We start from the raw sequence: 21230 nt of genomic DNA on the forward strand, positions 1-21230 counted from the left end.
GCCTCCCAGCCCCAAAAAGACGGCCACGTACTCAAACAGCGATCGACGGCAACGGCAATCCCGTGAGCGATTCGGCGCTGTTGGCCTGTTCTTCCATCAGCCAATCAACGAATTGCCGGATCAACACACCGCGCCGTTTACGCTGGGGCAAGACCACGTAATACCCCAGCCGCGACAGCACCGTTTCCGCGATCGGACGGCACAACAGGCCCTGGGCCAATAAGTTATCCACAAGGTGCCGCCAGCCGATGGCGACGCCTTGGCCGCCAATCGCCGCCTGGATGAGCAGCGTGTAGTTGTCGAAGCGCAACTGTCCGGGCGCCGGCGGCGAGGTGATGCCCAATTCGCGGAATACACCACTCCAGTCGAACCAGCTGTTGCTGTTGCTCGCGCGCAAATGCAGCAACGGAAATTCCGCCAAGGCCTGGGCGGCCAAGGGCAGGGGACGTTCCTTGAGCAGCAACGGGCTGCACACCGGGAAGACTTCTTCGCTGAACAGCCAGCGACTTTCGCCTTGTTTAAAGCGACCGTCGCCGAACAGCACGGCAACGTCGATATCGGTGCGGAGCATGTTGTGGTTGCGTTCACTGGTCACCAGGCTCACGTCCACCTGCGGGTTGGCGGCGTGAAAGCGATGCAGGCGCGGCATCAGCCAATAGGCGGCGAAAGCGAAGTCCGTGGCGACTTGCAGCACCTCGTGCTGATGCTGGGCGGTGATGGCGCTGAGCCCGGCATCGATGCTCTGCAAACCGGCCTGCACCTGCTCGAACAGGATCGTCCCGGCCTCGGTCAGTTCGATGCCACGGTAGATGCGATCGAATAACCGCGTACCCAGTTGCTCTTCCAGGCGCTTGATCTGCTGGCTGATGGCCGGTTGCGTGGTGCCCAGCTCAATCGCCGCCGCGGTAAAGCTCTGTTGGCGGGCCGCGGCTTCAAAGGCTCGGAACAGCTCCAGGGACAGGTTACCCAGGGCGTCATACATAAGCTGTGCTTATCCTAGTCATTATCCTGCATGGGCTTTACCCCAAAACCCGGGGGCTACATGCTCAATCGCAGCAATGTCGCATAACTGCCTACTATGGAATGCCGCGAATACATGAAGCGCAAGAACATTCTTTTCATCATGGCCGATCAAATGGCCGCGCCAATGTTGCCGATCTACGGTCCTTCACCGATCAAGCTGCCGAACCTGTCGCGCCTGGCCGCCGAGGGCGTGGTGTTCGACGCCGCCTATTGCAACAGCCCGCTGTGCGCGCCGTCGCGGTTTACCCTGGTGAGCGGCCAATTGCCAAGCAAGATCGGCGCGTACGACAACGCGGCGGATTTTCCTGCGGACGTGCCGACCTACGCCCATTACCTGCGCCGCCTCGGCTACCGCACAGCGTTGTCCGGCAAGATGCACTTTTGTGGCCCCGACCAACTGCACGGCTACGAAGAGCGCCTGACCAGCGACATCTACCCGGCCGACTACGGTTGGGCGGTGAACTGGGACGAGCCGGACGTGCGGCCCAGTTGGTACCACAACATGTCGTCGGTGTTGCAGGCCGGGCCTTGCGTGCGCACCAACCAATTGGATTTCGATGAAGAAGTGGTGTTCAAGGCCCAGCAGTACCTGTTCGACCACATCCGCGAGGACGGTGACCAGCCGTTCTGCCTCACCGTGTCGATGACTCACCCACACGACCCGTACACAATTCCCAAGGCTTTCTGGGATTTGTATGACGACAACGACATCCCGTTGCCCCAGACCCCGGCGCAAACGGACCTCGATCCACATTCCCAGCGACTGCTGAAGGTCTATGACTTGTGGGACAAGCCGCTGCCTGTGGATAAGATTCGCGATGCCCGTCGCGCCTATTTCGGCGCATGCAGCTACATTGACAGCAACGTCGGCAAGCTGCTGCAAACCCTGGAGGACACCGGTCTGCTGGACGATACGATTATCGTGTTCTCCGGCGATCACGGGGACATGCTCGGCGAAAAGGGCCTCTGGTACAAAATGCACTGGTTCGAAATGGCCGCTCGCGTACCGCTGCTGATCAGCGCGCCGGGGCAGTTCGCCAGCGGCCGGGTGGGTGCGGCCGTGTCCACCGCCGACTTGCTGCCGACCCTGGTGGAACTGGCCGGCGGCACGCTGGAATCGGGCTTGCCGCTGGATGGCCGTTCGCTGGTGCCGCACCTGCAAGGGCAGGGCGGCCATGATGAAGTGTTCGGTGAATACATGGCCGAAGGCACCATCAGCCCGTTGATGATGATCCGCCGTGGCCCTTGGAAATTCATCTACAGCGAAGATGACCCGTGCCTGCTGTTCGACGTTCGCAACGATCCCAAGGAATTGGAAGATCTCAGCCAATCCACCGAGCATCAGTCCCTGTTCGGCGATTTTCTCGCCGAAGCCCGCGCCAAGTGGGATATTCCGACTATTCATCAACAGGTGCTCGCCAGCCAGCGCCGCCGCCGTTTCGTCGCCCAGGCGCTGACCCTGGGCAAACTCAAGAGCTGGGATCACCAGCCGCTGGTAGACGCCAGCCAGCAGTACATGCGTAACCACATCGACCTCGACGATCTGGAGCGCAAGGCACGTTATCCACAACCCTGCCAAAACCAATAACGTAAGGGGCAAAGCCATGCAAAAGTTATCCACAGTACTGACCGCTGGGCTGTTGGCATTGAGCAGTGTTTCGGCCTGGGCCGAGCAGAGCTGCGAAACGGTGAAGATGGCCGATCCGGGCTGGAGCGACATTGCCGCCACCAACGCCATCACCGGTTTCCTGCTGGACGGGATGGGCTACAAAGCCAAGGTTGACACCCTTGCGGTGCCGATCACCTTCGGAGGCCTCAAGGACGGCCAGGTGGATGTGTTCCTGGGTAACTGGATGCCGGCGCAGCAGGGCTTCTATGACAAGTTCGTGGCCAATGGCGACGTCACGCAACTGGCCAAGAACCTGGACGGCACCGAGTTCACCCTGGCGGTCCCGGATTACGTCTGGGATGCGGGTGTGCATAACTTTGCCGACCTGAACAAATTCGCCGACAAGTTCGACAAGAAAATCTACGGCATCGGTTCCGGCGCCCCGGCCAACCTCTCGCTGAAAGAAATCATCAAGACCAATGACTTCGGCATGGGCGAGTGGAAACTGGTGGAGTCCAGCGAGCAGGCGATGTTGGCGGAAGTCTCCCGGGCGGTTAAAAAACAGAAGTTCGTGACCTTCCTCGGCTGGACCCCGCACCCAATGAACGTGCAATTGAAAATGCACTACCTCAAGGGCGGCGAGAAATACTTCGGCGACACCGGCAGCGTCTATACGTTGACGCGTAAAGGTTATGCACAGGCCTGCCCGAACGTGGGCAAGCTGCTGACCAACCTGAGCTTCACCCAGGAAATGGAAAACAGCATCATGGCCGAGGTGGTCAACAAGAAGGTTAGTAACGCCGATGCGGCCAAGGCCTGGATCAAGGCCAACCCGGCGGTGCTGGATAAATGGCTGGAGGGTGTGAGGACCCTGGATGGCAAGGACGCGTTGGCGGCGGTGAAGGCCAAGCTCTAGGCATAATGGCGAGCGGCTTTTGTGGCGAAGGAGCTTGCTCCCGCTGGACTGCGCAGCGGTCCCGATTTTTTGCGGCCGCTGCGCGACCGAGCGGGAGCAAGCTCCCTCGCCACATGGGTTCACCTGATACTCTTGCGCCAAATCCCATCCCTGAGGCCCCATGGCAATCCCCACGCGCCATTCACTTTTTCCCTTCCTGAGCTGGCTGCCCCGACAGACCCGGGCCAGTGTCGGCCGTGACCTGATCGTCGGCCTCAGCGGCGCGATTCTCGCGTTGCCGCAGTCCATTGCCTACGCCCTGATTGCCGGCCTGCCCCCCGAGTACGGCTTGTACGCGGCGATCGTACCGGTGCTGATCGCCTGCCTGTGGGGTTCGTCGTGGCACCTGATCTGTGGTCCTACGGCGGCAATCTCCATTGTCTTGTACGCCACCGTCAGTCCTTTGGCCGTGCCCGCATCCCAGGACTACATAACCTTGATCCTGCTGCTGACGGTGCTGGCGGGTATCTTCCAATGGTTGCTGGGTTTGCTGCGTTTCGGGGCGCTGGTAAATTTCGTTTCCCACTCGGTGGTGCTGGGTTTCACCCTGGGCGCGGCGGTGGTTATCGCCCTGGGGCAGTTGCCGAACCTGCTGGGCCTCGACCTGCCGAACGAAGCCACGGCGTTGAGGGGCCTGCTGATATTGGTCGACCACATCGGGGCTGTGGATAAGCCATCGCTGCTGCTGGGATTGGGCACTTTGATTCTCGGTGTCGTGCTCAAGCGCTTGCTGCCGCGTTGGCCGAGCCTGTTGATAACTTTAGTCATCAGCAGCCTGGTGGTCTGGTTGTGGCCGGCGATGTTCGGGCATGTGGCGCTGGTCAGTGCTTTCGCCGGGCGCCTGCCGCCGCTCACTTTGCTGCCGCTGGACCTGGAGCTGATCCTGCGCCTGCTGCCCGGCGCCGTCGCGGTGGGCATGCTCGGGTTGGTCACCAGCCTGTCTATCGCTCGTTCGTTGTCGGTACGGTCTGGGCAATTGCTCGATGCGAATCAGGAGGTGAGGGCGCAGGGGCTTTCCAACATTGTCGGAGGATTTTTCTCCGGATCGTTGTCAGCCGGTTCCTTCACCCGTTCCGGCCTCAGCTATGAAGCCGGAGCCTGCTCGCCCCTGGCCGGGGTGTTCTCGGCCTTGTGGGTGGCGTTGTTTGCGGTCGCCGGGGCGAAACTGATCGCGCACATCCCGATTCCCGCCATGGCTGGCAGCATTTTGCTGATCGCCTGGGGGCTGGTGGATCATCGGGGTATCCGGGCGTTGTACCGCGTGAGCCGCGCCGAATTCGTGGTGATGAGCCTGACCTGCCTGGCGACGTTGCTGCTGGAACTGCAAACTGCCATTTATGCCGGTGTACTGGCCTCGCTGTTCTTTTACCTCAAGCGCACCTCGCAGCCCCGGGTGCAGCATTTTCGCGAAGGGGAGGCGGAGATTTTGCGGGTCGGCGGCTCGATCTTTTTCGGCGCCAGCCATTACCTGCAAGTGCGCCTGCAACGGTTGCAGGCGCAGCGGGTGGTCATCGATGCCCAGCAGATCAACTTCATCGATTATTCCGGGGTGGAAATGCTTCATCAGGAAGCCCGGCGCCTGCGCGGCCAGGGGCGTAGCCTGACGTTGCGCATGGCCCGGCCGCAGGTGGTGGAGGAGTTGTTGAAGTTGGAAGGGGCGCAGGCGTGCCCGATTCATTTCGAAGACTAGGGCTCAAGGCAGACATACCTGTGCTCAAGGCAGGCATCCCCTGTGGCGAGGGAGCTTGCTCCCGCTGGGCTGCGAAGCAGTCCTAGAGGGCCTGCCAACCTTAAGTGCCGTGCGGTCAGTCAGGCGGGCGCTTCGCACCCGAGCGGGAGCAAGCTCCCTCGCCACAGTTCACAGTTCACAGTTCACAGTTCACAGTTCACAGTTCACAGTTCACAGTTCACAGTTCAGTTCACCGTTCATAGCGCCAACTGGCGGCGCAGCTCGGCCAGCACTGGCGCGGTGTCCGGGCGTACCCCGCGCCACAGGTAGAAGGCTTCTCCCGCCTGCTCGGCGAGCATGCCCAGGCCATCCAACGCCACCGCCGCCCCGTGCTCACGGGCCCAACGGCAGAACGAAGTCGGTTCCTTGCTGTACATCATGTCGTAGCAAACCGTCTTGCCGGGCTCGATCAAGCTGGCGGCAATCGGTGGCACATCCCCTGACAGGCTCGCGGAGGTGGCGTTGATGATCAGGTCCACCGGCTCTTGCAGCCAGTCAAAGCCACTGGCCGAAACCGGCCCCAGGTCGGCGAACAACTCGGCGAGCAATTCGGCTTTTTCCACCGTGCGATTGGCGATGATCACCGAGGCCGGCGCTTCGGCCAGCAGCGGTTCCAGGGCGCCGCGCACCGCGCCGCCGGCGCCGAGCAACAGGATGCGCTTGCCCTTGAGGCTGAAGCCGGCGTTGACGGTCAGGTCGCGGACCAAGCCGGCGCCGTCGGTGTTGTCACCCAACAGGCGACCGTCGGCCAGCTTGCTCAACGTATTGACCGCCCCGGCCCGTTGGGCCCGCTCGGTCAGGCTGTCGGCCAGGCGAAAGGCGTCCTCCTTGAACGGCACCGTGACGTTCGCCCCACGCCCCTCGCGGAAAAATGCCTGGGCGCACCCGGAAAAATCCTCCAGCGGTGCCAGCAGCGTGCTGTAGTCCAGGCGTTGCCCGGTCTGCTCGGCAAACAGGCGATGGATCAACGGCGACTTGCTGTGGCCGATCGGGTTACCCATTACAACGTAGCGGTCCATGGATAATCCCCGTTCAGGCCGTTGCCAGCCAATCGCGATCCTGCAGGAAATACTCGGTCAGCCGCGCTTCTTCGCTGCCCGGCTCGGCTTTCCAGTCATAACCCCAGCGCACTTGCGGCGGCAGGGACATCAGGATCGACTCGGTGCGCCCGCCCGATTGCAGCCCGAACAGGGTGCCGCGGTCGTAGACCAGGTTGAATTCCACGTAGCGCCCGCGGCGGTATTCCTGGAACTCCCGTTGCTGGGCGGTGAACGTATCGTGCTTGCGGCGACGCACGATCGGCAGGTAGGCATCGATGTAGGCGTCGCCGATGGCGCGCATGAAGGCGAAGCTGGTGTCGAAATCCCACTCGTTCAGGTCGTCGAAAAACAGGCCGCCGATGCCCCGGGGCTCGTTGCGATGCTTGATGTGGAAATAGCTGTCGCACCAGGCCTTGTAGCGCGAATAGACGTCCGGGCCGAACGGTTCGCAGGCTTGCTGGGCGATGCGGTGCCAATGCACGCAATCTTCCTCCACGCCGTAATAAGGCGTCAGGTCGAAGCCGCCGCCAAACCACCAGACCGGCTCTTCGCCTTCCTTCTCGGCGATGAAAAAGCGCACGTTGGCGTGGGAGGTCGGCACGTGGGGGTTGTGCGGGTGGATCACCAGCGACACGCCCAGGGCTTCGAAGCCGCGACCGGCCAATTCGGGCCGATGGGCGCTGGCCGACGGTGGGAGACCGCTGCCGAAGACGTGGGAAAAGTTGACGCCGCCCTTTTCGATCACCGTGCCGTTTTCAATCACCCGCGTGCGACCGCCACCGCCGGCAGGCCGGGTCCAGGCGTCTTCGACGAAGCGCGTGCCGCCGTCCTCGGTTTCCAGGGCGGCGCAGATACGGTCTTGCAGGTCGAGCAGGTAGGCTTTCACGGCCTCGGTGCGAGTGGACATGACATCACCTTGATCAGGGCTACGCTACGCGGCGTATAGCGGGCCGGTGGCAAATGGGCGCACAGGATACCACCGCACTTGCCCACGCCACAGTTGACGACGGTCAAGCTTAGGAGTCCGATAGCAGGCTTGGTAAAAAGTCCTGCGACAAGGAGAAAGTGAAGATGGCCAAACGTATCCAGTTCAGTTCCCACGGCGGTCCCGAAGTGCTCGAGTACGTCGACTACCAGCCGGCCGAGCCGGGCCCGCAGCAGGTGCGCGTCAGCAACAAGGCGATCGGCCTGAATTTCATCGACACCTATTACCGCAGCGGCCTGTATCCGCCGCCAGCGCTGCCTTCTGGCCTGGGCGCCGAGGGCGCGGGGGTGGTCGAGGCGGTCGGCTCCGATGTTACGCGGTTCAAGGTCGGCGACCGGGTGGCGTACGGCAGCGGCCCGCTGGGGGCCTACAGCGATGTGCATGTGTTGCCCGAAGCCAACCTGGTGCACCTGCCCGAAGCCATCAGTTTCGAACAGGCCGCCGGGGTGATGCTCAAGGGCCTGACCGTGCAATACCTGTTGCGCCAGACCTATGAACTCAAGGGCGGCGAAACCATCCTGTTCCACGCGGCCGCCGGTGGCGTCGGTTCCCTGGCCTGCCAATGGGCCAAGGCTCTAGGCGTGAAACTGATCGGCACTGTCAGCTCGGCGGAAAAAGCCGCCATTGCCAAATCCCACGGCGCCTGGGAAGTCATCGACTACAGCAAGGAAAACGTCCCGCAGCGCGTGTTGGAATTGACTGACGGCAAGAAAGTCCCGGTGGTGTACGACGGCGTTGGCAAGGACACGTGGCTGACGTCTTTGGATTGCACGGCGCCCCGTGGCCTGGTGGTGAGCTTCGGCAACGCCTCCGGCGCGGTGGACGGCGTGAACCTGGGGATTCTCTCGGCCAAGGGCTCGCTGTACGTCACCCGCCCAACCCTGGCGACCTACGCCAACAACGCCGAAAACCTGCAGCGCATGGCGGATGAGCTGTTCGGGATGATTGCCAGCGGCAAGCTCACGGTGGATATCAACCAGCGTTATCCACTGGCGGAAGCGGCCAAGGCCCATACCGAGTTGTCAGCGCGGCGCACGACGGGGTCGACCGTTCTGCTGCCTTGAGATTGGGTACCCAAGGGTACATGCAGTACCTGTGGGAGCGAGCTTGCTCGCGATAGCGGTGGATCAGCCAACATCAATGCCAGCTGACCTGACGCCATCGCGAGCAAGCTCGCTCCCACACTTGTTCGGTGGTGTTCATAAATACTGTGTGCAACACAAAACCCTGTGGGAGCGAGCCTGCTCGCGATAGCGGTGTATCAGCCAACATCAATGCCAACTGACCTGACGCCATCGCGAGCAAGCCCGCTCCCACACTTGTTCGGTGGTGTTCATAAATACTGTGTGCAACACAAAACCCTGTGGGAGCGAGCTTGCTCGCGATAGCGGTGGATCAGTCAACATTGATGCTGACTGCCCTGGCGCCATCGCGAGCAAGCTCGCTCCCACAGTGGTTTATGCAAGATGCAGAGTCTGTGTTCTGGCTCAGTCCGGCCGCACGACCTTGCCGGTCGCCAGGTCGCGAATCACGCTGGGGTTCTTGCGCCCGCCCAGGTTGCCGCCCAGCACCAGGTCGATCTGCCCGCGGAAATACTGCTCGACGCGAATTCGCGTGCGCGCTGCCGGGCGCCCCTGGGGGTTGGCCGAGGTGGACACCAGCGGCCCGACCAGCGAACACAAATCACGCACGGTAGGATGATCGCTGACCCGCAGGGCAACGGTGTCGTGCACCCCGGTGATCCACTCCGGCAGCAGGTTCTGGTGCGGCACCAGCCAGGTATTGGGCCCTGGCCAGGTGCTGGCCATGCGGTCCATCCAGGTTTCGGGGAAGTCTTCGAACAGAAAGTCGAACTGGTGGATATTGTCCGCCACCAGGATCAGGCCTTTGTCGGGCAGCCGCGACTTGATCGCCAGCAGGCGTTCCACGGCCTCCTCGTTCCATGGGTCGCAACCCAGGCCCCAGACCGCTTCGGTTGGATAGGCAATCACCGCCCCGGCGCGAATTTCTCGCGCGGCTTGTTGCACACGCCAACTGTTGACCATGAAAGATTCTCCCGCAACGCAATTAAGGCTGTGGGCAGTTTACCGATCTTCCCCATAAAACCTAGCGTGCGAACCAGCGTCCGTTGTCACAAATGGCGCGTCCCTCCATTTCCAGCTCGGTCAACGCCGCCAGCACCTTGGGCAAACCCCAGCCACTGGCGTCGGCCAACGCCTCGCTGCTCTGCGGCGCGGCATGCAGCAGGCGCAGCAGCGGATGGGTCACGGACACAGGCTCGGCGGCCAGCGGCAGCCGTTGCCAACCGCGCAATGTTTCAAGGATGTGCTCGACGGTTTCCACCAGTGCCGCCCCGTCGCGGATCAGTTGATGACAGCCCCGGGCCCCAGGGTGATGGATCGAGCCAGGAATGGCGTACACCTCGCGACCCTGTTCAGCCGCCAGGCGGGCGGTGATCAGCGAACCACTGGCGACACTGGCCTCCACCACCAGCACACCGAGGGACAAACCACTGATGATCCGGTTGCGGCGCGGAAAGTTGCTGGCGTTGGGCGCTGCGTCCAGCGGGAACTCCGAAACCACCGCGCTGCCCTGGGCAATCATCGCGTCCGCCAGCCGACGATTGCGCTGTGGATAAAAATTTTCCAGGCCAGTGCCGAGCACGCCGACGGTTTGCCCACCGACATCCAGGGCTGCCTGATGAGCCGCCGCATCGATGCCCAACGCCAGGCCACTGGTGATGACAAAACCCGCCCCGGCCAGGCTTCTGGAAAACGCCGCCGCCGTGTCCATTCCGGGACGCGATGCCCGACGACTGCCGACCATCGCCAGCTGCGGTTTTTCCAGGATCGAGGGGTCGCCAGCGACGAACAGCAGCGGCGGCGCGTCGCTGATCTGCGCCAGCAGCGCCGGGTAGTCAGGCTGGTCCCACATCAGTAAATGCTGGGCCGGGCCGTCTAGCCAGGCCAGTGCATGGGCGCCGCCGTCGCGTATGTCCGGGGCGCGTCGGGCCTCGGCGCACGTGGCGGGCAACCCCAGCGCCCGCCAGGCGCTGGCCGGTGCGCTGATGGCTTTGGACGCTGAGCCAAAGGCCTCCATCAAGGTCATGAAACGTTTAGGTCCCAGCTCCGGCAAGCGATGCAAGCGCAGACGGGCCTCCAGTTCCGCAGGCGGAACCGAAGCAGATTCAGGCAATGGCATGTGATCAATCCTTGATCATTATCGTCCCGTTGAAACGGGAACAAGCTGTGGATAACTCTGTTGGTAACTTGTGAGACCCGTTACGGATTGCGCACCTTGTCGAGGATCGCCAACGATCGCGAGGCGTACAGCACCAAGCCGTAACTGAGTTTGTCGTAAGTGCGGAACACCATCAGCAGGCCGGCCCGTTCATCGGGTATTTTCACCGGCTCGCCGGTGATGCGGTCGCGCACGGTTTCACCGGTCTTCATCACCGCCAGTACGTTGCCTTCCACCAGCCCGTCGCGCCGCCCCTTGTTCAGGGTGACCACGTCCAGCGCGCCGATCTGCGTCACGCCCCGGGGTACATCGAGGATCAGGCCTTGGATGTCCGATTTCGGCGCGCTGGGCATGAAGGTCGAATTGATCGAGCGCTCCTCGCCGCTGAACAGGCGATCACCCAGGCGCACTTCCTGGGTGGTGCGTTGCAGGGCCAGGGTGGTGACATCGCCCTCGCTGGCGACCACTTCGCCGCTGCCGATGTCGTCGGCGTTGATGCCCAGGAATTCCTTGGTCTCGGGGTCGGTGTAGACCTTGCCCTGGCGGAAGATGCCGTACGCCGTCTGGCTCTCATCGAATGCACCACGAGCGAAGACCCGGTCCCCCATGCCGCTGAGCACCCGCTCGGCATTGCCGGCGACGACGTAGGGCGCCTTGTTGAAATCTTCCGCCGTGTCGACGATGCGGTTGCTCAGCAAAAAGCTGTTGATGGCTTGCAGCGGAATGCTCGGGATCGCATCGGCCACCGGCGAACTGCGAATGCGCGGCGACAGCTTGATGGTGCCGCGCGAGGCGCCGCGATTGAGGGTCAGGCGCGGCTGGCCGTTGACGTAGACCAGCGACAGGGTGTCGCCCGGATAGATCAGGTTGGGGTTTTCGATCTGCGGATTGGCCTGCCACAGCTCCGGCCATTTCCACGGCTCGCGCAGGTATTTACCGGAAATGTCCCACAGCGTGTCCCCCGTCACCACCGTGTATTGCTGGGGAAAACCTTCCCGAAGTTGCACTTGCCCGTGCGCGATACCGGCCGAGGCCAGGAGCAGCAGGGCGAGTAGTGATTTCCTCATGCGGTGAATCCCTTTATTATGTGCGTTCGCGTAAAACGCCAGAGCCCCCGTGGCTCGCTCTGTTCAAGAGCAACGTTTTACAACGGTAGCCTGCATCCCGACACACGCCAGGCCAGCCACCCGACTTTACCTCACACGTGCATTTATCAAGCTTATGGCCATTTTGAACATTCTCGAATTTCCGGACCCGCGCCTGCGCACTATCGCCAAACCGGTGGCCGTAGTGGACGACGAAGTGCGTCAGCTGGTCGATGACATGTTTGAAACAATGTATGAGGCGCCCGGCATCGGCCTCGCCGCGACCCAGGTCAACGTGCACAAGCGTATCGTCGTCATGGACCTCTCCGAAGACCGCAGCGAGCCCCGGGTGTTCATCAACCCCGAGTTCGAAACCCTGACCGACGAGATGGACCAATACCAGGAAGGCTGCCTGTCGGTGCCGGGCTTCTACGAAAATGTCGACCGTCCGCAGAAGGTCAAGATCAAGGCCCTGGACCGTGACGGCCAGCCTTACGAACTGATCGCCGAAGGCCTGCTGGCGGTGTGCATCCAGCACGAATGCGACCACCTCAACGGCAAATTGTTCGTCGATTACCTGTCTAATCTCAAGCGTGACCGGATCAAGAAAAAACTGGAAAAGATCCATCGCCAGAACGCTTGATGCCCCTCTTCAAAGGCTTGCCGCGGCAAGCCTTTTTCTTTTTGCGACTGCTTTGTAATTGAGAGTTTTCCATGACTGAGCCACTGCGCATCGTCTTTGCCGGCACTCCCGAGTTTGCCGCCGAACACCTCAAGGCCCTGCTGGCCAGCCCCTATGAAATCGTCGCGGTCTACACCCAGCCGGACCGTCCTGCCGGTCGCGGGCAAAAATTGATGCCCAGCCCGGTCAAACAACTCGCACTGGAAAACGGCCTGCCAGTCTTGCAACCGCCGACCCTGCGCGACGCGCAAGCCCAAGCTGAACTGGCGGCGCTGAAGCCGGACTTGATGGTGGTGGTCGCCTACGGCCTGATCCTGCCGCAAGTGGTGCTCGATATCCCGCGCCTGGGTTGCATCAACAGCCACGCCTCGTTGTTGCCGCGTTGGCGCGGTGCGGCGCCGATCCAACGTGCGGTGGAGGCGGGCGATGCCGAGAGCGGCGTGACCGTGATGCGCATGGAAGCCGGCCTGGACACCGGGCCGATGCTGCTCAAGGCCAGCACCCCCATCAGCGCCGAAGACACCGGCGGCAGCCTGCACGATCGCCTCGCGCTGATCGGCCCGCCAGCGGTGGTCCAAGCCATTGCCGGCCTGGCCGCCGGCACGCTGGAAGGCGAAGTGCAGGACGACAGCCTCGCCACCTACGCGCACAAACTGAACAAGGACGAAGCCCGCATCGACTGGAGCCGCCCGGCCGTCGAGCTGGAGCGCCTGGTGCGGGCCTTCAACCCTTGGCCGATCTGCCACAGCACCTTGAACGGCGAAGCCCTGAAAGTCTTGGCCGCCAACTTGGCCGAAGGGAAGGGCGCACCAGGAGAAATCCTCAGCGCCAGCAAGGACGGCCTCGTCGTTGCCTGTGGCGAGCAGGCCCTGTGCCTGACGCGCCTGCAACTGCCCGGCGGCAAGGCGCTGAACTTCAGCGACTTGTTCAACAGCCGTCGTGAGAAATTCGCCGTCGGCACCGTCCTCGGCCAAGCGGTGGACGCCTCATGAACCCACGTCTGGCCGCCGCCAAGGCACTTGCCGCCGTCCTCAGCGGCAAAGCCTCGCTGAACAGTTCCCTGCCGACCCAGTTGGACAAGGTCGAAGACCGTGATCGCGGTTTCACCCAGGACCTGGCGTTCGGCACCGCCCGTTGGCAACCGCGCCTCTCGGCCCTCGCGGCGAAGCTGTTGCAGAAGCCGTTCAAGGCTGCCGATGCCGACGTCGAAGCGTTGCTGCTGGTGGGCCTCTATCAATTGCTCTACACCCGCGTCCCCGCCCACGCCGCCATCGGCGAAACCGTGGGCTGCGCCGACAAGCTGAAAAAACCTTGGGCCAAGGCCCTGATCAACGCCGTGTTGCGCCGCGCCCAACGGGAAAGCGAAACCCTGCTGGCCGAACTGGAACACGACCCGGTGGTACGCACCGCCCACCCGCGCTGGTTGCAGAAATCCCTCAAGGCCTTCTGGCCCGAGCAATGGGAAGCCATCTGCGCCGCCAACAACGCCCATCCGCCGATGATCCTGCGGATCAATCGCCGCCACCACACCCGCGACGCCTACCTGGCGTTGCTGGGCGAGGCGGGCATCCCAGCCATCCCGTGCCAATACAGCCGCGACGGCATCATCCTGGAAACCCCGGGCGATGTGCGCGCACTGCCGGGCTTCGCCGAGGGCTGGATCAGCGTCCAGGACGAAGCCGCCCAACTGGCCGCCGACCTGCTGGAGCTGGCGCCCGGCCAACGGGTGCTGGACGCCTGCTGCGCGCCAGGGGGCAAAACTTGTCACATCCTCGAAGCCGAGCCGAAACTGGCCGGCGTCGTGGCGGTGGACCTGGAAGCCAAGCGCCTGGTGCGGGTCAAGGAAAACCTCGAACGCTTGGGCCTGGACGCCGAGTTGTTCGCCGCCGACGGTCGCGACACGGCGGCGTGGTGGGACGGCAAACCGTTCCAGCGCATCCTCCTCGACGCGCCGTGCTCGGCCACCGGCGTGATCCGCCGCCATCCAGACATCAAGCTCACCCGCCAGCCGGACGACATCGCCGCACTGGCCGTGTTGCAGGGCGAACTGCTCGATGCCCTGTGGTCGACCCTGGACGTGGGCGGCATGTTGCTCTACGCCACGTGCTCGACCTTGCCGACCGAAAACACCGACGTGATCGAAGCCTTCCTCGCCCGCACGCCGGGCGCCCGGGAGCTGGACATCGCCACCCAGGCCGGCCTCAAGCAGCCTCACGGCCGGCAGTTGCTGGCCCAGGAAGGCGGCCACGACGGGTTCTATTACGCCAAGCTGATCAAAATCGCCGCCGCACGCGGTTAAACCGATTCGATAGGAGTGAATGGATGAAAATCATCATCCTGGGTGCAGGGCAGGTCGGCGGTTCGCTGGCGGAACATTTGGCCAGCGAGGCCAACGACATCACCGTGGTCGACACCGACGGCCAACGCCTGCGCGACCTCGGCGACCGTCTCGACATTCGCACCGTGCAAGGACGCGGTTCCTTGCCGACGGTGCTGCGCCAAGCCGGCGCCGACGACGCCGACATGCTCGTGGCCGTGACCAACAGCGACGAAACCAACATGGTCGCCTGCCAGGTCGCCCACTCGTTGTTCCACACCCCGACCAAGATCGCCCGGGTACGCGAAGCGGCCTACCTGACCCGCGCCGAGCTCTTCGACAACGAAGCGATCCCGGTGGACGTGCTGATCAGCCCCGAACAGGTGGTGACCAACTACATCAAGCGCCTGATCGAACACCCCGGCGCCTTGCAGGTGATCGACTTCGCCGAGGGCAAGGCGCAACTGGTGGCGGTCAAGGCCTACTACGGCGGCCCGCTGGTGGGCCAGCAACTGCGCCAATTGCGCGAGCACATGCCGAATGTCGAGACCCGCGTCGCCGCGATTTTCCGCCGCGACCGACCGATCCTGCCCCAGGGCGACACGGTGATCGAAGCCGACGACGAAGTCTTTTTCATCGCCGCCAAGGCGAATATTCGCGCCGTCATGAGCGAAATGCGCCGCCTCGACGAGAACTACAAACGCATCGTCATCGCCGGCGGCGGCCAGATCGGCGAACGCCTGGCCGAAGCCATCGAAAGCCGCTACCAGGTCAAGATCATCGAGATGAACCCGGCACGCTGCCGCTACCTCTCCGACACCCTCGACAGCACCGTGGTGCTGCAGGGCAGCGCCTCCGACCGCGACCTGCTGCTGGAAGAAAACATCGCCGACGCCGACATCTTCCTGGCCCTGACCAACGACGACGAAGCCAACATCATGTCCTCGCTGCTGGCCAAGCGCCTGGGCGCGAAAAAGGTCATGACCATCATCAACAACCCGGCCTACGTCGACCTGATCCAGGGCGGCGACATCGACATCGCCATCAGCCCGCAACTGGCAACCATCGGCACCTTGCTCGCCCACGTACGCCGCGGCGACATCGTCAGCGTCCACTCCCTGCGCCGCGGCGCGGCCGAAGCCATCGAAGCCATCGCCCACGGCGACGCCAAGTCCAGCAAAGTGATCGGCAAAGCCATCCGCGACATCGGCCTGCCACCCGGCACCACCATCGGCGCGATCATCCGCGACGAAGAAGTCCTCATCGCCCACGACGACACCGTGATCCAGACCGGCGACCATGTGATCCTGTTCCTGGTGGACAAGAAGCACATTCGCGACGTCGAGAAGCTGTTCCATGTGGGGTTGAGTTTCTTCTGATCCAGGCTTTGCGGTGGCAGTCATGGCCTCATCGCGAGCAAGCTCGCTCCCACACAGGGTCTCCATTGCTCACAAATACCGTGAGCAACCCCCAACCCCTGTGGGAGCGAGCTTGCTCGCGATAGCTATCCAACAGCCACTGATCAACCCCTGACACACCGATAAGGACGCCCCCATGCTCGACTCCCTGGAAAAAATGCTCGCCAAGGGCATGGACAACGCCCTTCTCCGCTTCGGCCTCGGCAAAGGCTACCTCGACCTAGGCGAATTCCCCCGCGCCGCCGAACACCTCCAACGCTGCGTCGAATTCGACCCCAAGTATTCAGCCGCCTGGAAACTACTGGGCAAGGCCCACCAAGGCCAAGGCGACGTCGCCGCAGCCCGCCAAGCCTGGGAACAAGGCCTGGAAGCCGCCCGCGCCCACGGCGACAAACAAGCCGAAAAAGAAATGACCGTGTTCCTCAAGAAGCTGGATCGCCATCCCTGACTTCACACAAAACCGCTTTTGTGGCGAGGGAGCTTGCTCCCGCTTGAGTGCGAAGCACTCATAAATAATCAGAAATAAATCCGACTCTATAAAATGCTAGCGATCTATAGCTAAAGATAGTTAGTTGAGCTAGCTTTGGCTATCTTTCTATAGAATTTGCTAGTCTGTGAGGTCAACATGGATCCCTACCGTAATCCGTTTGCGCCCGGCGCGGGCAGCAGGCCCCCTGAATTGGCGGGACGCGACTTGATTCTTGAGGCAGCAAGAGTTGCCTGTGGGCGAGCCCTCAATGGGCGAAGTGCTCGTTCCATCATGCTCCTTGGCTTAAGAGGCACGGGTAAGACGGTCCTGTTGAATGAGATAGGCAGAATTGCGAAGGAGGAAGGCCTTCTCGTTTCCAAGGTAGAGTCGCCAGAACGTGAAAGCCTTGCACGTCTTCTTTATCCTGAAATGCGAAAGGTCATGCGCGCGCTTTCCAGCGTTGAGGCCGCCAAGCAAATTGCTAATCGTGGGCTGAAAGGACTCCGCAGCTTTGCATCAATCTTCAAGATCGATGTTGGAGGTATTGAGATTGGTGTCGAGCCTGAGCCTGGACTCGCGGACAGCGGAAATCTCCAATACGATCTTCCAGACCTTTTTACTGTAATAGGTGAAGCGGCACAGGCCGCCGGCAAAGGCTGGATTCTTCTCATTGATGAAGTCCAATACCTCACCGAAGCAGATCTATCGGCACTGATTGTCTCTATCCATCGCATGTCGCAAGACGGGCTTCCGGTTCTGCTGGTCGGTGCTGGTCTTCCGCAAGTAGCTCGGCTGGCGGGTGAGGCGAAGTCATATGCCGAGCGGCTTTTCCTTTACCCAGAGGTTGGGGCGCTTGATCAACCATCTGCGACTCAAGCCGTTCAAAAGCCGATCTTGGAGGAGGAGGCTTCTATCGACGCTGCAGCGCTGGACAGCATTGTTGATCGGACGCAGGGCTATCCGTTCTTTCTTCAAGAGTGGGCGTCCACGGCATGGAACATCGCCGAGGGGCCTGAAATTACGCTTGATGATGTCGACCATTCTTATTCCGAAACATTAGCTTCCCTTGATGCAGGTTTCTTCAGGGTCCGCATTGATCGGCTTACACCGTCTGAAGTGCAGTTTGTGAAGACCATGTCCGAGCTTGGCGACGGCCCTTATGCCATCGCTGATATTGCGAAGGCGATGGGACGTCTTCAATCATCGCTGGGACCGACTCGGGCCAACGTCATAGCCAAGGGAATGATCTACAGCACAGATCACGGATATCTGAATTTTACAGTTCCCCTTTTTGCAGAGTTCATGCGTCGCCAGGAATGAAGGCCAGCAGTGTGTGGTGAGGGGAGGAAACCGGGGGACAGGCCACGATTTGGGCTCATCCGTAATCGGACTGTCTCACAATCGTATCTTCCCCTGTCCCTAGTAAAAGTCGTAATAAAGCGCCCACTCCCCAGTTTCGCTGTGCTTCCAGAACATCAGGCTTCCACTGTCAACCACGTTCAGATTGATCTTCGCGTCCGATGAGATCTGGAACACAAACTCGAAGCCTTCACCCGGATCAACGCCCGACTGGCAGAACGAGGGGTAACCGCCGATCTTGTGTTCGTAAGTGTGGGTGACCAAGTCGTAATAGCTCTGGATCTTGCCCGCGCGTTCCAGCGTGAGGATTGCTTGCTCAAGGTCTTCCGGGACACCACCGCCATCCCACAGCGGAAAGTCCTCCGGCACCGCTTGCGCTGTCAGTGGGAAAGGTTTGAGGAATGAATCTGCCACCGACAGAGACTTGCGCACCAACACATCATCCGGCCCATACTCGCGGATAACCCAATTGTTCCCCATCGGCTCAAGGTGCTCGGGGAACGGGTTTGAAATGAACACCGTCAGCACACGAACCCCTGCTAGCAGAGGGCTATTGACGGGCAGGGCGGGCAGGTAAAACTGCGCGTAGGGGAGCAACGGTTGCCCCGCCTGATTAGTGGGCACCTCTTCATCCGGTCGGAACAGGAAGACATTGCCCAGCCAGCTTTCTTCATCGGTGCCGGCAGGACGAAAGCCGCCGGTAATGAGCTTCACGGCGGGGCGGGCCAGACGTTGCTTGATTTCCTGGATTTCCATGGCGATGCAAACCTCCTTTTTGCTACAGGTATTAAGTCGCAGATTGGCAGTGTACGAGAGTGGATGGCAGCGCTTCTTTGCCCGAGCTAGGTCACGTTAGCGTCCTTCACGAGGGTGAGCTTTCCCACTCTTCCCCCCGGCCAATGACTTTCCCGAGCGCTCCTAGCGTACCCGAGTGTCGTCGACACCGGCTCGGCCAGTAGTAAGGAAACGATAGAGCTTGAGGGCAAGGCTGCAAAGCCGGCGGATTCTGGTGCGGTTGTAGGCAAAGGCGCGAGGATACGTAGCTTGGAGGTGCGGTGGTCAGGTCCTGGCTTGACCCAGAGGGTGGAGAAGCAGGAGCAAGCATCCATGTGAATGGTATTGAAGGGGAAGTCTACGGAAAATAAACCTGTCCACTTTTCCAATGGCCCTGCGCCTTCGGCCAAAGCAGGCAGCCGATGCACTTAAGTCAATGATGTCAGAAGATAGCCATTTGACATGGCCTCTGTAGATTGTCAGTATCAGTCCAACCCGACGGTGGGGGGCGATTTAACTTTCCGCTGACTGTCTGCAGTGGGTAACTCAACGGTTGCATTCTGCTTGTTTGAGCTCAATGTTCTGAATGTTGTCGCTCAGTGATACAAGAGAAAACATCCCCACCGTCTGGCCTAGATATGACTACTATTCCTAATTTTGCTTTTTCGCTAATTAAAGTAAAACCGGGCTTTGGCAACATAGAGTCGTTGGCACTCTTGCTTGGCACAACGCAGGATGCCCTCCTTGGCCTGTTATATCCTCAGACTAAAATTAATTACGTAACCTTCACCATCCCCAAAAAAAATGGCGACATCAGGACCATTCACGCACCTAAAAACCACCTGAAACATTTTCAGCGGTTGCTAGCGCAGTATCTCTTAACAACACATAACGCTAAGTCTTGCACGCACGGCTTTGTAGAAAATAAAAGCATAAAAACCAATGCCCAACCACACATTGGTAAAGAATATGTTTTCAATATTGATCTAAAAGATTTCTTTCAAACAATTCACTATGGAAGAGTCAAGCGCCTTTTTATGGCTTACCCGTTCAACGCTCCTGAAAATGTAGCCACAGTCATAGCCCAACTCTGCTGCTTCAACGGACATTTGGCACAAGGCGCACCTACCTCTCCAATAATTTCAAACATGATTGCTTTGAAACTTGATGGGCAAATTTTAAGCGTCGCCTCAAAAAACCAATGCCATTACACAAGATACGTAGATGATCTTACATTTTCGTTCACCTGCAAAAAACACAGACTACCAAAAGATATAGTTAAGATATCGAGCGAGGATGAGGCAACTCCAGGCGACACCCTCACCAACATAATACTAAAAAATGGATTTACTGTTAATCCTGAAAAAACCAGACTAAAACATCGTTCCCAAAGACAGGTTGCCGCAGGCGTCACAGTAAATGAATTTACTAATTTGCCTCGATCTTATATTCGTTTAACCGGCTCTTTGATTTATGCTTTAGAAAAATTCGGCCCCATAAACGCGGAAATTAAATATGTCGAGGGCTTGAATGAAACCCACCAGCTGACGCCCTATCAACTGGACAAAATAAAAAAAAGCAATGGCGAATTCTTCAAAACGGTGGTTAAAGGGCGCTTAGACTTCCTAAAAATGATTCGAGGAAAGAGCGATTCAATTTATCGAAAACTTGCATATAGATTTAGCAAGGCGATAGGAAAAGAAGATAAGAATCTTATGAAGTCCGCTCAGGATATATTGGGCGAGTCTGTTTTCGTAGTTGAAGAAATGATGAGCGAAAGTCAAGGTACTGCCTTTCTTTTAGATGGGGTGGGCGTTGTGACAAATTTTCATGTTGTCGATGGCATTACTCAAGAGCTAGCGCCAGACTGCGTATCCTTCATAACTAACGAGGCAACAAGTCGCACACTTTCCGCACAGTTAATATTTTCTTGCAAAGAACGAGATCTTGCGGTTTTTTACCCCGACTACAGCTTTGACACAATCCGCCCTCTTAAAATGCGGAAAAAAAATGGTCTAACTAGTGTTTTAGATCCGATATTGTCGATGGGGTACCCTAACCACAGTGCCGGCACCCCTCCGTACTTCAACACCGGCAAGATAGTCCAACAGCGAAACGTTTTGGGTCGCAACTACTGGCTCGTGGACATACCGTTGTTAAAAGGCAACAGCGGCGGCCCCATTTTCAATAGCTCTATGGAAGTCATAGGCATTGCTACTATTGGAACGACAAGAAATGATTTGGCCAGTATTTTACATGGTTTCCTTCCTGTTGAAAAACTCAAAGAAATCCTTAAGCTCCCTGAATTTATTTACCGAAAGCGATATTTGGCATTAAAAAACAACCAGCCAAATCTTTCATGTTTATTGCCTAAGTCGCGCCCCTACTACTATATCAATCATATAGTCGGGACTATTATTACAAGTTTCTCCGGAAGGCTTCAAAAAATATCATTGAAGATTATTTAGTCGAAAAATTGATATAAAAAACCTACGATCAAAGAGAAGCTTTATGGCAATAGACGTTTCTCAAGCTAATTACTAGC

At 59.7% G+C, this 21230-nt stretch carries 18 protein-coding genes; 11 read left to right on the forward strand and 7 right to left on the reverse strand.

Annotation, left to right across the window (positions count from 1 at the left end):
• Positions 1–31: 31 nt before the first annotated feature.
• A complete protein-coding gene (locus J3P85_RS29880) occupies positions 32–982 on the reverse strand; it encodes a choline sulfate utilization transcriptional regulator (protein ID WP_434704440.1) in 951 nt (316 codons plus the stop codon).
• 114 nt (positions 983–1096) lie between these two features.
• Between J3P85_RS29880 and betC the strand changes: the two genes are divergently transcribed.
• From betC to J3P85_RS29895, 3 genes are all read left to right on the forward strand, one after another.
• Positions 1097–2611: a choline-sulfatase gene (gene betC, locus J3P85_RS29885; RefSeq protein WP_434704441.1), complete on the forward strand. Its 1515-nt coding sequence runs from the start codon at positions 1097–1099 to the stop codon at positions 2609–2611.
• Positions 2612–2627: 16 nt separating this feature from the next.
• Positions 2628–3548 carry a choline ABC transporter substrate-binding protein gene (gene choX, locus J3P85_RS29890; protein ID WP_434704442.1) on the forward strand — a complete coding sequence of 307 codons (921 nt, stop codon included), beginning with the start codon at positions 2628–2630 and terminating at the stop codon, positions 3546–3548.
• 160 nt (positions 3549–3708) lie between these two features.
• On the forward strand, positions 3709–5277 hold the full coding sequence (locus J3P85_RS29895; RefSeq protein WP_434704443.1) for a SulP family inorganic anion transporter: 1569 nt from the start codon (positions 3709–3711) through the stop codon (positions 5275–5277).
• Positions 5278–5513: 236 nt separating this feature from the next.
• Here the strand turns inward: J3P85_RS29895 and aroE are convergent, their stop codons facing one another.
• Together aroE and hemF are read right to left on the reverse strand one after the other, a co-directional pair.
• On the reverse strand, positions 5514–6335 hold the full coding sequence (gene aroE / locus J3P85_RS29900) for a shikimate dehydrogenase (protein WP_434704444.1): 822 nt from the start codon (positions 6333–6335) through the stop codon (positions 5514–5516).
• A gap of 13 nt (positions 6336–6348) precedes the next feature.
• A complete protein-coding gene (gene hemF / locus J3P85_RS29905; RefSeq protein ID WP_434704445.1) occupies positions 6349–7263 on the reverse strand; it encodes an oxygen-dependent coproporphyrinogen oxidase in 915 nt (304 codons plus the stop codon).
• Positions 7264–7427: 164 nt separating this feature from the next.
• On the opposite strand from hemF, the gene J3P85_RS29910 reads away from it, so the two are divergent.
• Complete coding sequence (locus tag J3P85_RS29910; protein ID WP_434704446.1) at positions 7428–8405, forward strand: NADPH:quinone reductase; 978 nt, start codon at positions 7428–7430, stop codon at positions 8403–8405.
• Between the two features lie 423 nt (positions 8406–8828).
• Here the strand turns inward: J3P85_RS29910 and J3P85_RS29915 are convergent, their stop codons facing one another.
• From J3P85_RS29915 to J3P85_RS29925, 3 genes are all read right to left on the reverse strand, one after another.
• Positions 8829–9386, reverse strand: a complete 558-nt coding sequence (locus tag J3P85_RS29915) for an L-threonylcarbamoyladenylate synthase (RefSeq protein WP_014335849.1) — start codon at positions 9384–9386, stop codon at positions 8829–8831.
• Between the two features lie 61 nt (positions 9387–9447).
• Positions 9448–10542 (reverse strand): DNA-processing protein DprA, encoded by a 1095-nt coding sequence (gene dprA / locus J3P85_RS29920; RefSeq protein ID WP_434704447.1) that lies wholly within the window; start codon positions 10540–10542, stop codon positions 9448–9450.
• An 80-nt stretch (positions 10543–10622) separates the two neighbouring features.
• The gene (locus J3P85_RS29925; RefSeq protein WP_186710651.1) at positions 10623–11648 is read right to left on the reverse strand and encodes a LysM peptidoglycan-binding domain-containing protein; all 1026 of its coding nucleotides are present in this window, start codon (positions 11646–11648) and stop codon (positions 10623–10625) included.
• A 154-nt stretch (positions 11649–11802) separates the two neighbouring features.
• Between J3P85_RS29925 and def the strand changes: the two genes are divergently transcribed.
• The 6 genes from def (at position 11803) to J3P85_RS29955 (ending at position 17872) form a co-directional block, all read left to right on the forward strand.
• On the forward strand, positions 11803–12309 hold the full coding sequence (def, locus tag J3P85_RS29930; RefSeq protein ID WP_030138961.1) for a peptide deformylase: 507 nt from the start codon (positions 11803–11805) through the stop codon (positions 12307–12309).
• 71 nt (positions 12310–12380) lie between these two features.
• The gene (gene fmt / locus J3P85_RS29935; RefSeq protein ID WP_434704448.1) at positions 12381–13340 is read left to right on the forward strand and encodes a methionyl-tRNA formyltransferase; all 960 of its coding nucleotides are present in this window, start codon (positions 12381–12383) and stop codon (positions 13338–13340) included.
• Entirely contained in the window at positions 13337–14647 is a 1311-nt protein-coding gene (gene rsmB, locus J3P85_RS29940) for a 16S rRNA (cytosine(967)-C(5))-methyltransferase RsmB (protein ID WP_434704449.1), read from the forward strand. Before fmt ends, rsmB begins: the two co-directional genes overlap by 4 nt.
• Positions 14648–14670: 23 nt before the next feature.
• The gene (gene trkA / locus J3P85_RS29945) at positions 14671–16044 is read left to right on the forward strand and encodes a Trk system potassium transporter TrkA (RefSeq protein ID WP_434704450.1); all 1374 of its coding nucleotides are present in this window, start codon (positions 14671–14673) and stop codon (positions 16042–16044) included.
• A 175-nt stretch (positions 16045–16219) separates the two neighbouring features.
• Positions 16220–16531, forward strand: a complete 312-nt coding sequence (locus J3P85_RS29950) for a tetratricopeptide repeat protein (protein WP_434704451.1) — start codon at positions 16220–16222, stop codon at positions 16529–16531.
• A gap of 177 nt (positions 16532–16708) precedes the next feature.
• Positions 16709–17872: an ATP-binding protein gene (locus J3P85_RS29955; protein WP_434704452.1), complete on the forward strand. Its 1164-nt coding sequence runs from the start codon at positions 16709–16711 to the stop codon at positions 17870–17872.
• A gap of 99 nt (positions 17873–17971) precedes the next feature.
• Here J3P85_RS29955 and J3P85_RS29960 read toward each other — a convergent pair whose 3' ends face one another.
• The gene (locus tag J3P85_RS29960; protein WP_434704453.1) at positions 17972–18667 is read right to left on the reverse strand and encodes a DUF1963 domain-containing protein; all 696 of its coding nucleotides are present in this window, start codon (positions 18665–18667) and stop codon (positions 17972–17974) included.
• Between the two features lie 656 nt (positions 18668–19323).
• On the opposite strand from J3P85_RS29960, the gene J3P85_RS29965 reads away from it, so the two are divergent.
• The gene (locus J3P85_RS29965) at positions 19324–21153 is read left to right on the forward strand and encodes a reverse transcriptase domain-containing protein (RefSeq protein WP_434704454.1); all 1830 of its coding nucleotides are present in this window, start codon (positions 19324–19326) and stop codon (positions 21151–21153) included.
• Positions 21154–21230: the final 77 nt, after the last annotated feature.

The organism is Pseudomonas sp. Z1-12 (assembly GCF_051132015.1).
Classification (GTDB): domain Bacteria; phylum Pseudomonadota; class Gammaproteobacteria; order Pseudomonadales; family Pseudomonadaceae; genus Aquipseudomonas; species Aquipseudomonas zanjanensis.

Excerpts from the sequence above, each read along its gene's own strand:
- J3P85_RS29880 (WP_434704440.1), bottom strand. The coding sequence starts at position 982 with ATGTATGACGCCCTGGGTAACCTGTCCCTGGAGCTGTTCCGAGCCTTT.
- betC (WP_434704441.1), top strand. The coding sequence starts at position 1,097 with ATGAAGCGCAAGAACATTCTTTTCATCATGGCCGATCAAATGGCCGCG.
- choX (WP_434704442.1), top strand. The coding sequence starts at position 2,628 with ATGCAAAAGTTATCCACAGTACTGACCGCTGGGCTGTTGGCATTGAGC.
- J3P85_RS29895 (WP_434704443.1), top strand. The coding sequence starts at position 3,709 with ATGGCAATCCCCACGCGCCATTCACTTTTTCCCTTCCTGAGCTGGCTG.
- aroE (WP_434704444.1), bottom strand. The coding sequence starts at position 6,335 with ATGGACCGCTACGTTGTAATGGGTAACCCGATCGGCCACAGCAAGTCG.
- hemF (WP_434704445.1), bottom strand. The coding sequence starts at position 7,263 with ATGTCCACTCGCACCGAGGCCGTGAAAGCCTACCTGCTCGACCTGCAA.
- J3P85_RS29910 (WP_434704446.1), top strand. The coding sequence starts at position 7,428 with ATGGCCAAACGTATCCAGTTCAGTTCCCACGGCGGTCCCGAAGTGCTC.
- J3P85_RS29915 (WP_014335849.1), bottom strand. The coding sequence starts at position 9,386 with ATGGTCAACAGTTGGCGTGTGCAACAAGCCGCGCGAGAAATTCGCGCC.
- dprA (WP_434704447.1), bottom strand. The coding sequence starts at position 10,542 with ATGCCATTGCCTGAATCTGCTTCGGTTCCGCCTGCGGAACTGGAGGCC.
- J3P85_RS29925 (WP_186710651.1), bottom strand. The coding sequence starts at position 11,648 with ATGAGGAAATCACTACTCGCCCTGCTGCTCCTGGCCTCGGCCGGTATC.
- def (WP_030138961.1), top strand. The coding sequence starts at position 11,803 with ATGGCCATTTTGAACATTCTCGAATTTCCGGACCCGCGCCTGCGCACT.
- fmt (WP_434704448.1), top strand. The coding sequence starts at position 12,381 with ATGACTGAGCCACTGCGCATCGTCTTTGCCGGCACTCCCGAGTTTGCC.
- rsmB (WP_434704449.1), top strand. The coding sequence starts at position 13,337 with ATGAACCCACGTCTGGCCGCCGCCAAGGCACTTGCCGCCGTCCTCAGC.
- trkA (WP_434704450.1), top strand. The coding sequence starts at position 14,671 with ATGAAAATCATCATCCTGGGTGCAGGGCAGGTCGGCGGTTCGCTGGCG.
- J3P85_RS29950 (WP_434704451.1), top strand. The coding sequence starts at position 16,220 with ATGCTCGACTCCCTGGAAAAAATGCTCGCCAAGGGCATGGACAACGCC.
- J3P85_RS29955 (WP_434704452.1), top strand. The coding sequence starts at position 16,709 with ATGGATCCCTACCGTAATCCGTTTGCGCCCGGCGCGGGCAGCAGGCCC.
- J3P85_RS29960 (WP_434704453.1), bottom strand. The coding sequence starts at position 18,667 with ATGGAAATCCAGGAAATCAAGCAACGTCTGGCCCGCCCCGCCGTGAAG.
- J3P85_RS29965 (WP_434704454.1), top strand. The coding sequence starts at position 19,324 with ATGACTACTATTCCTAATTTTGCTTTTTCGCTAATTAAAGTAAAACCG.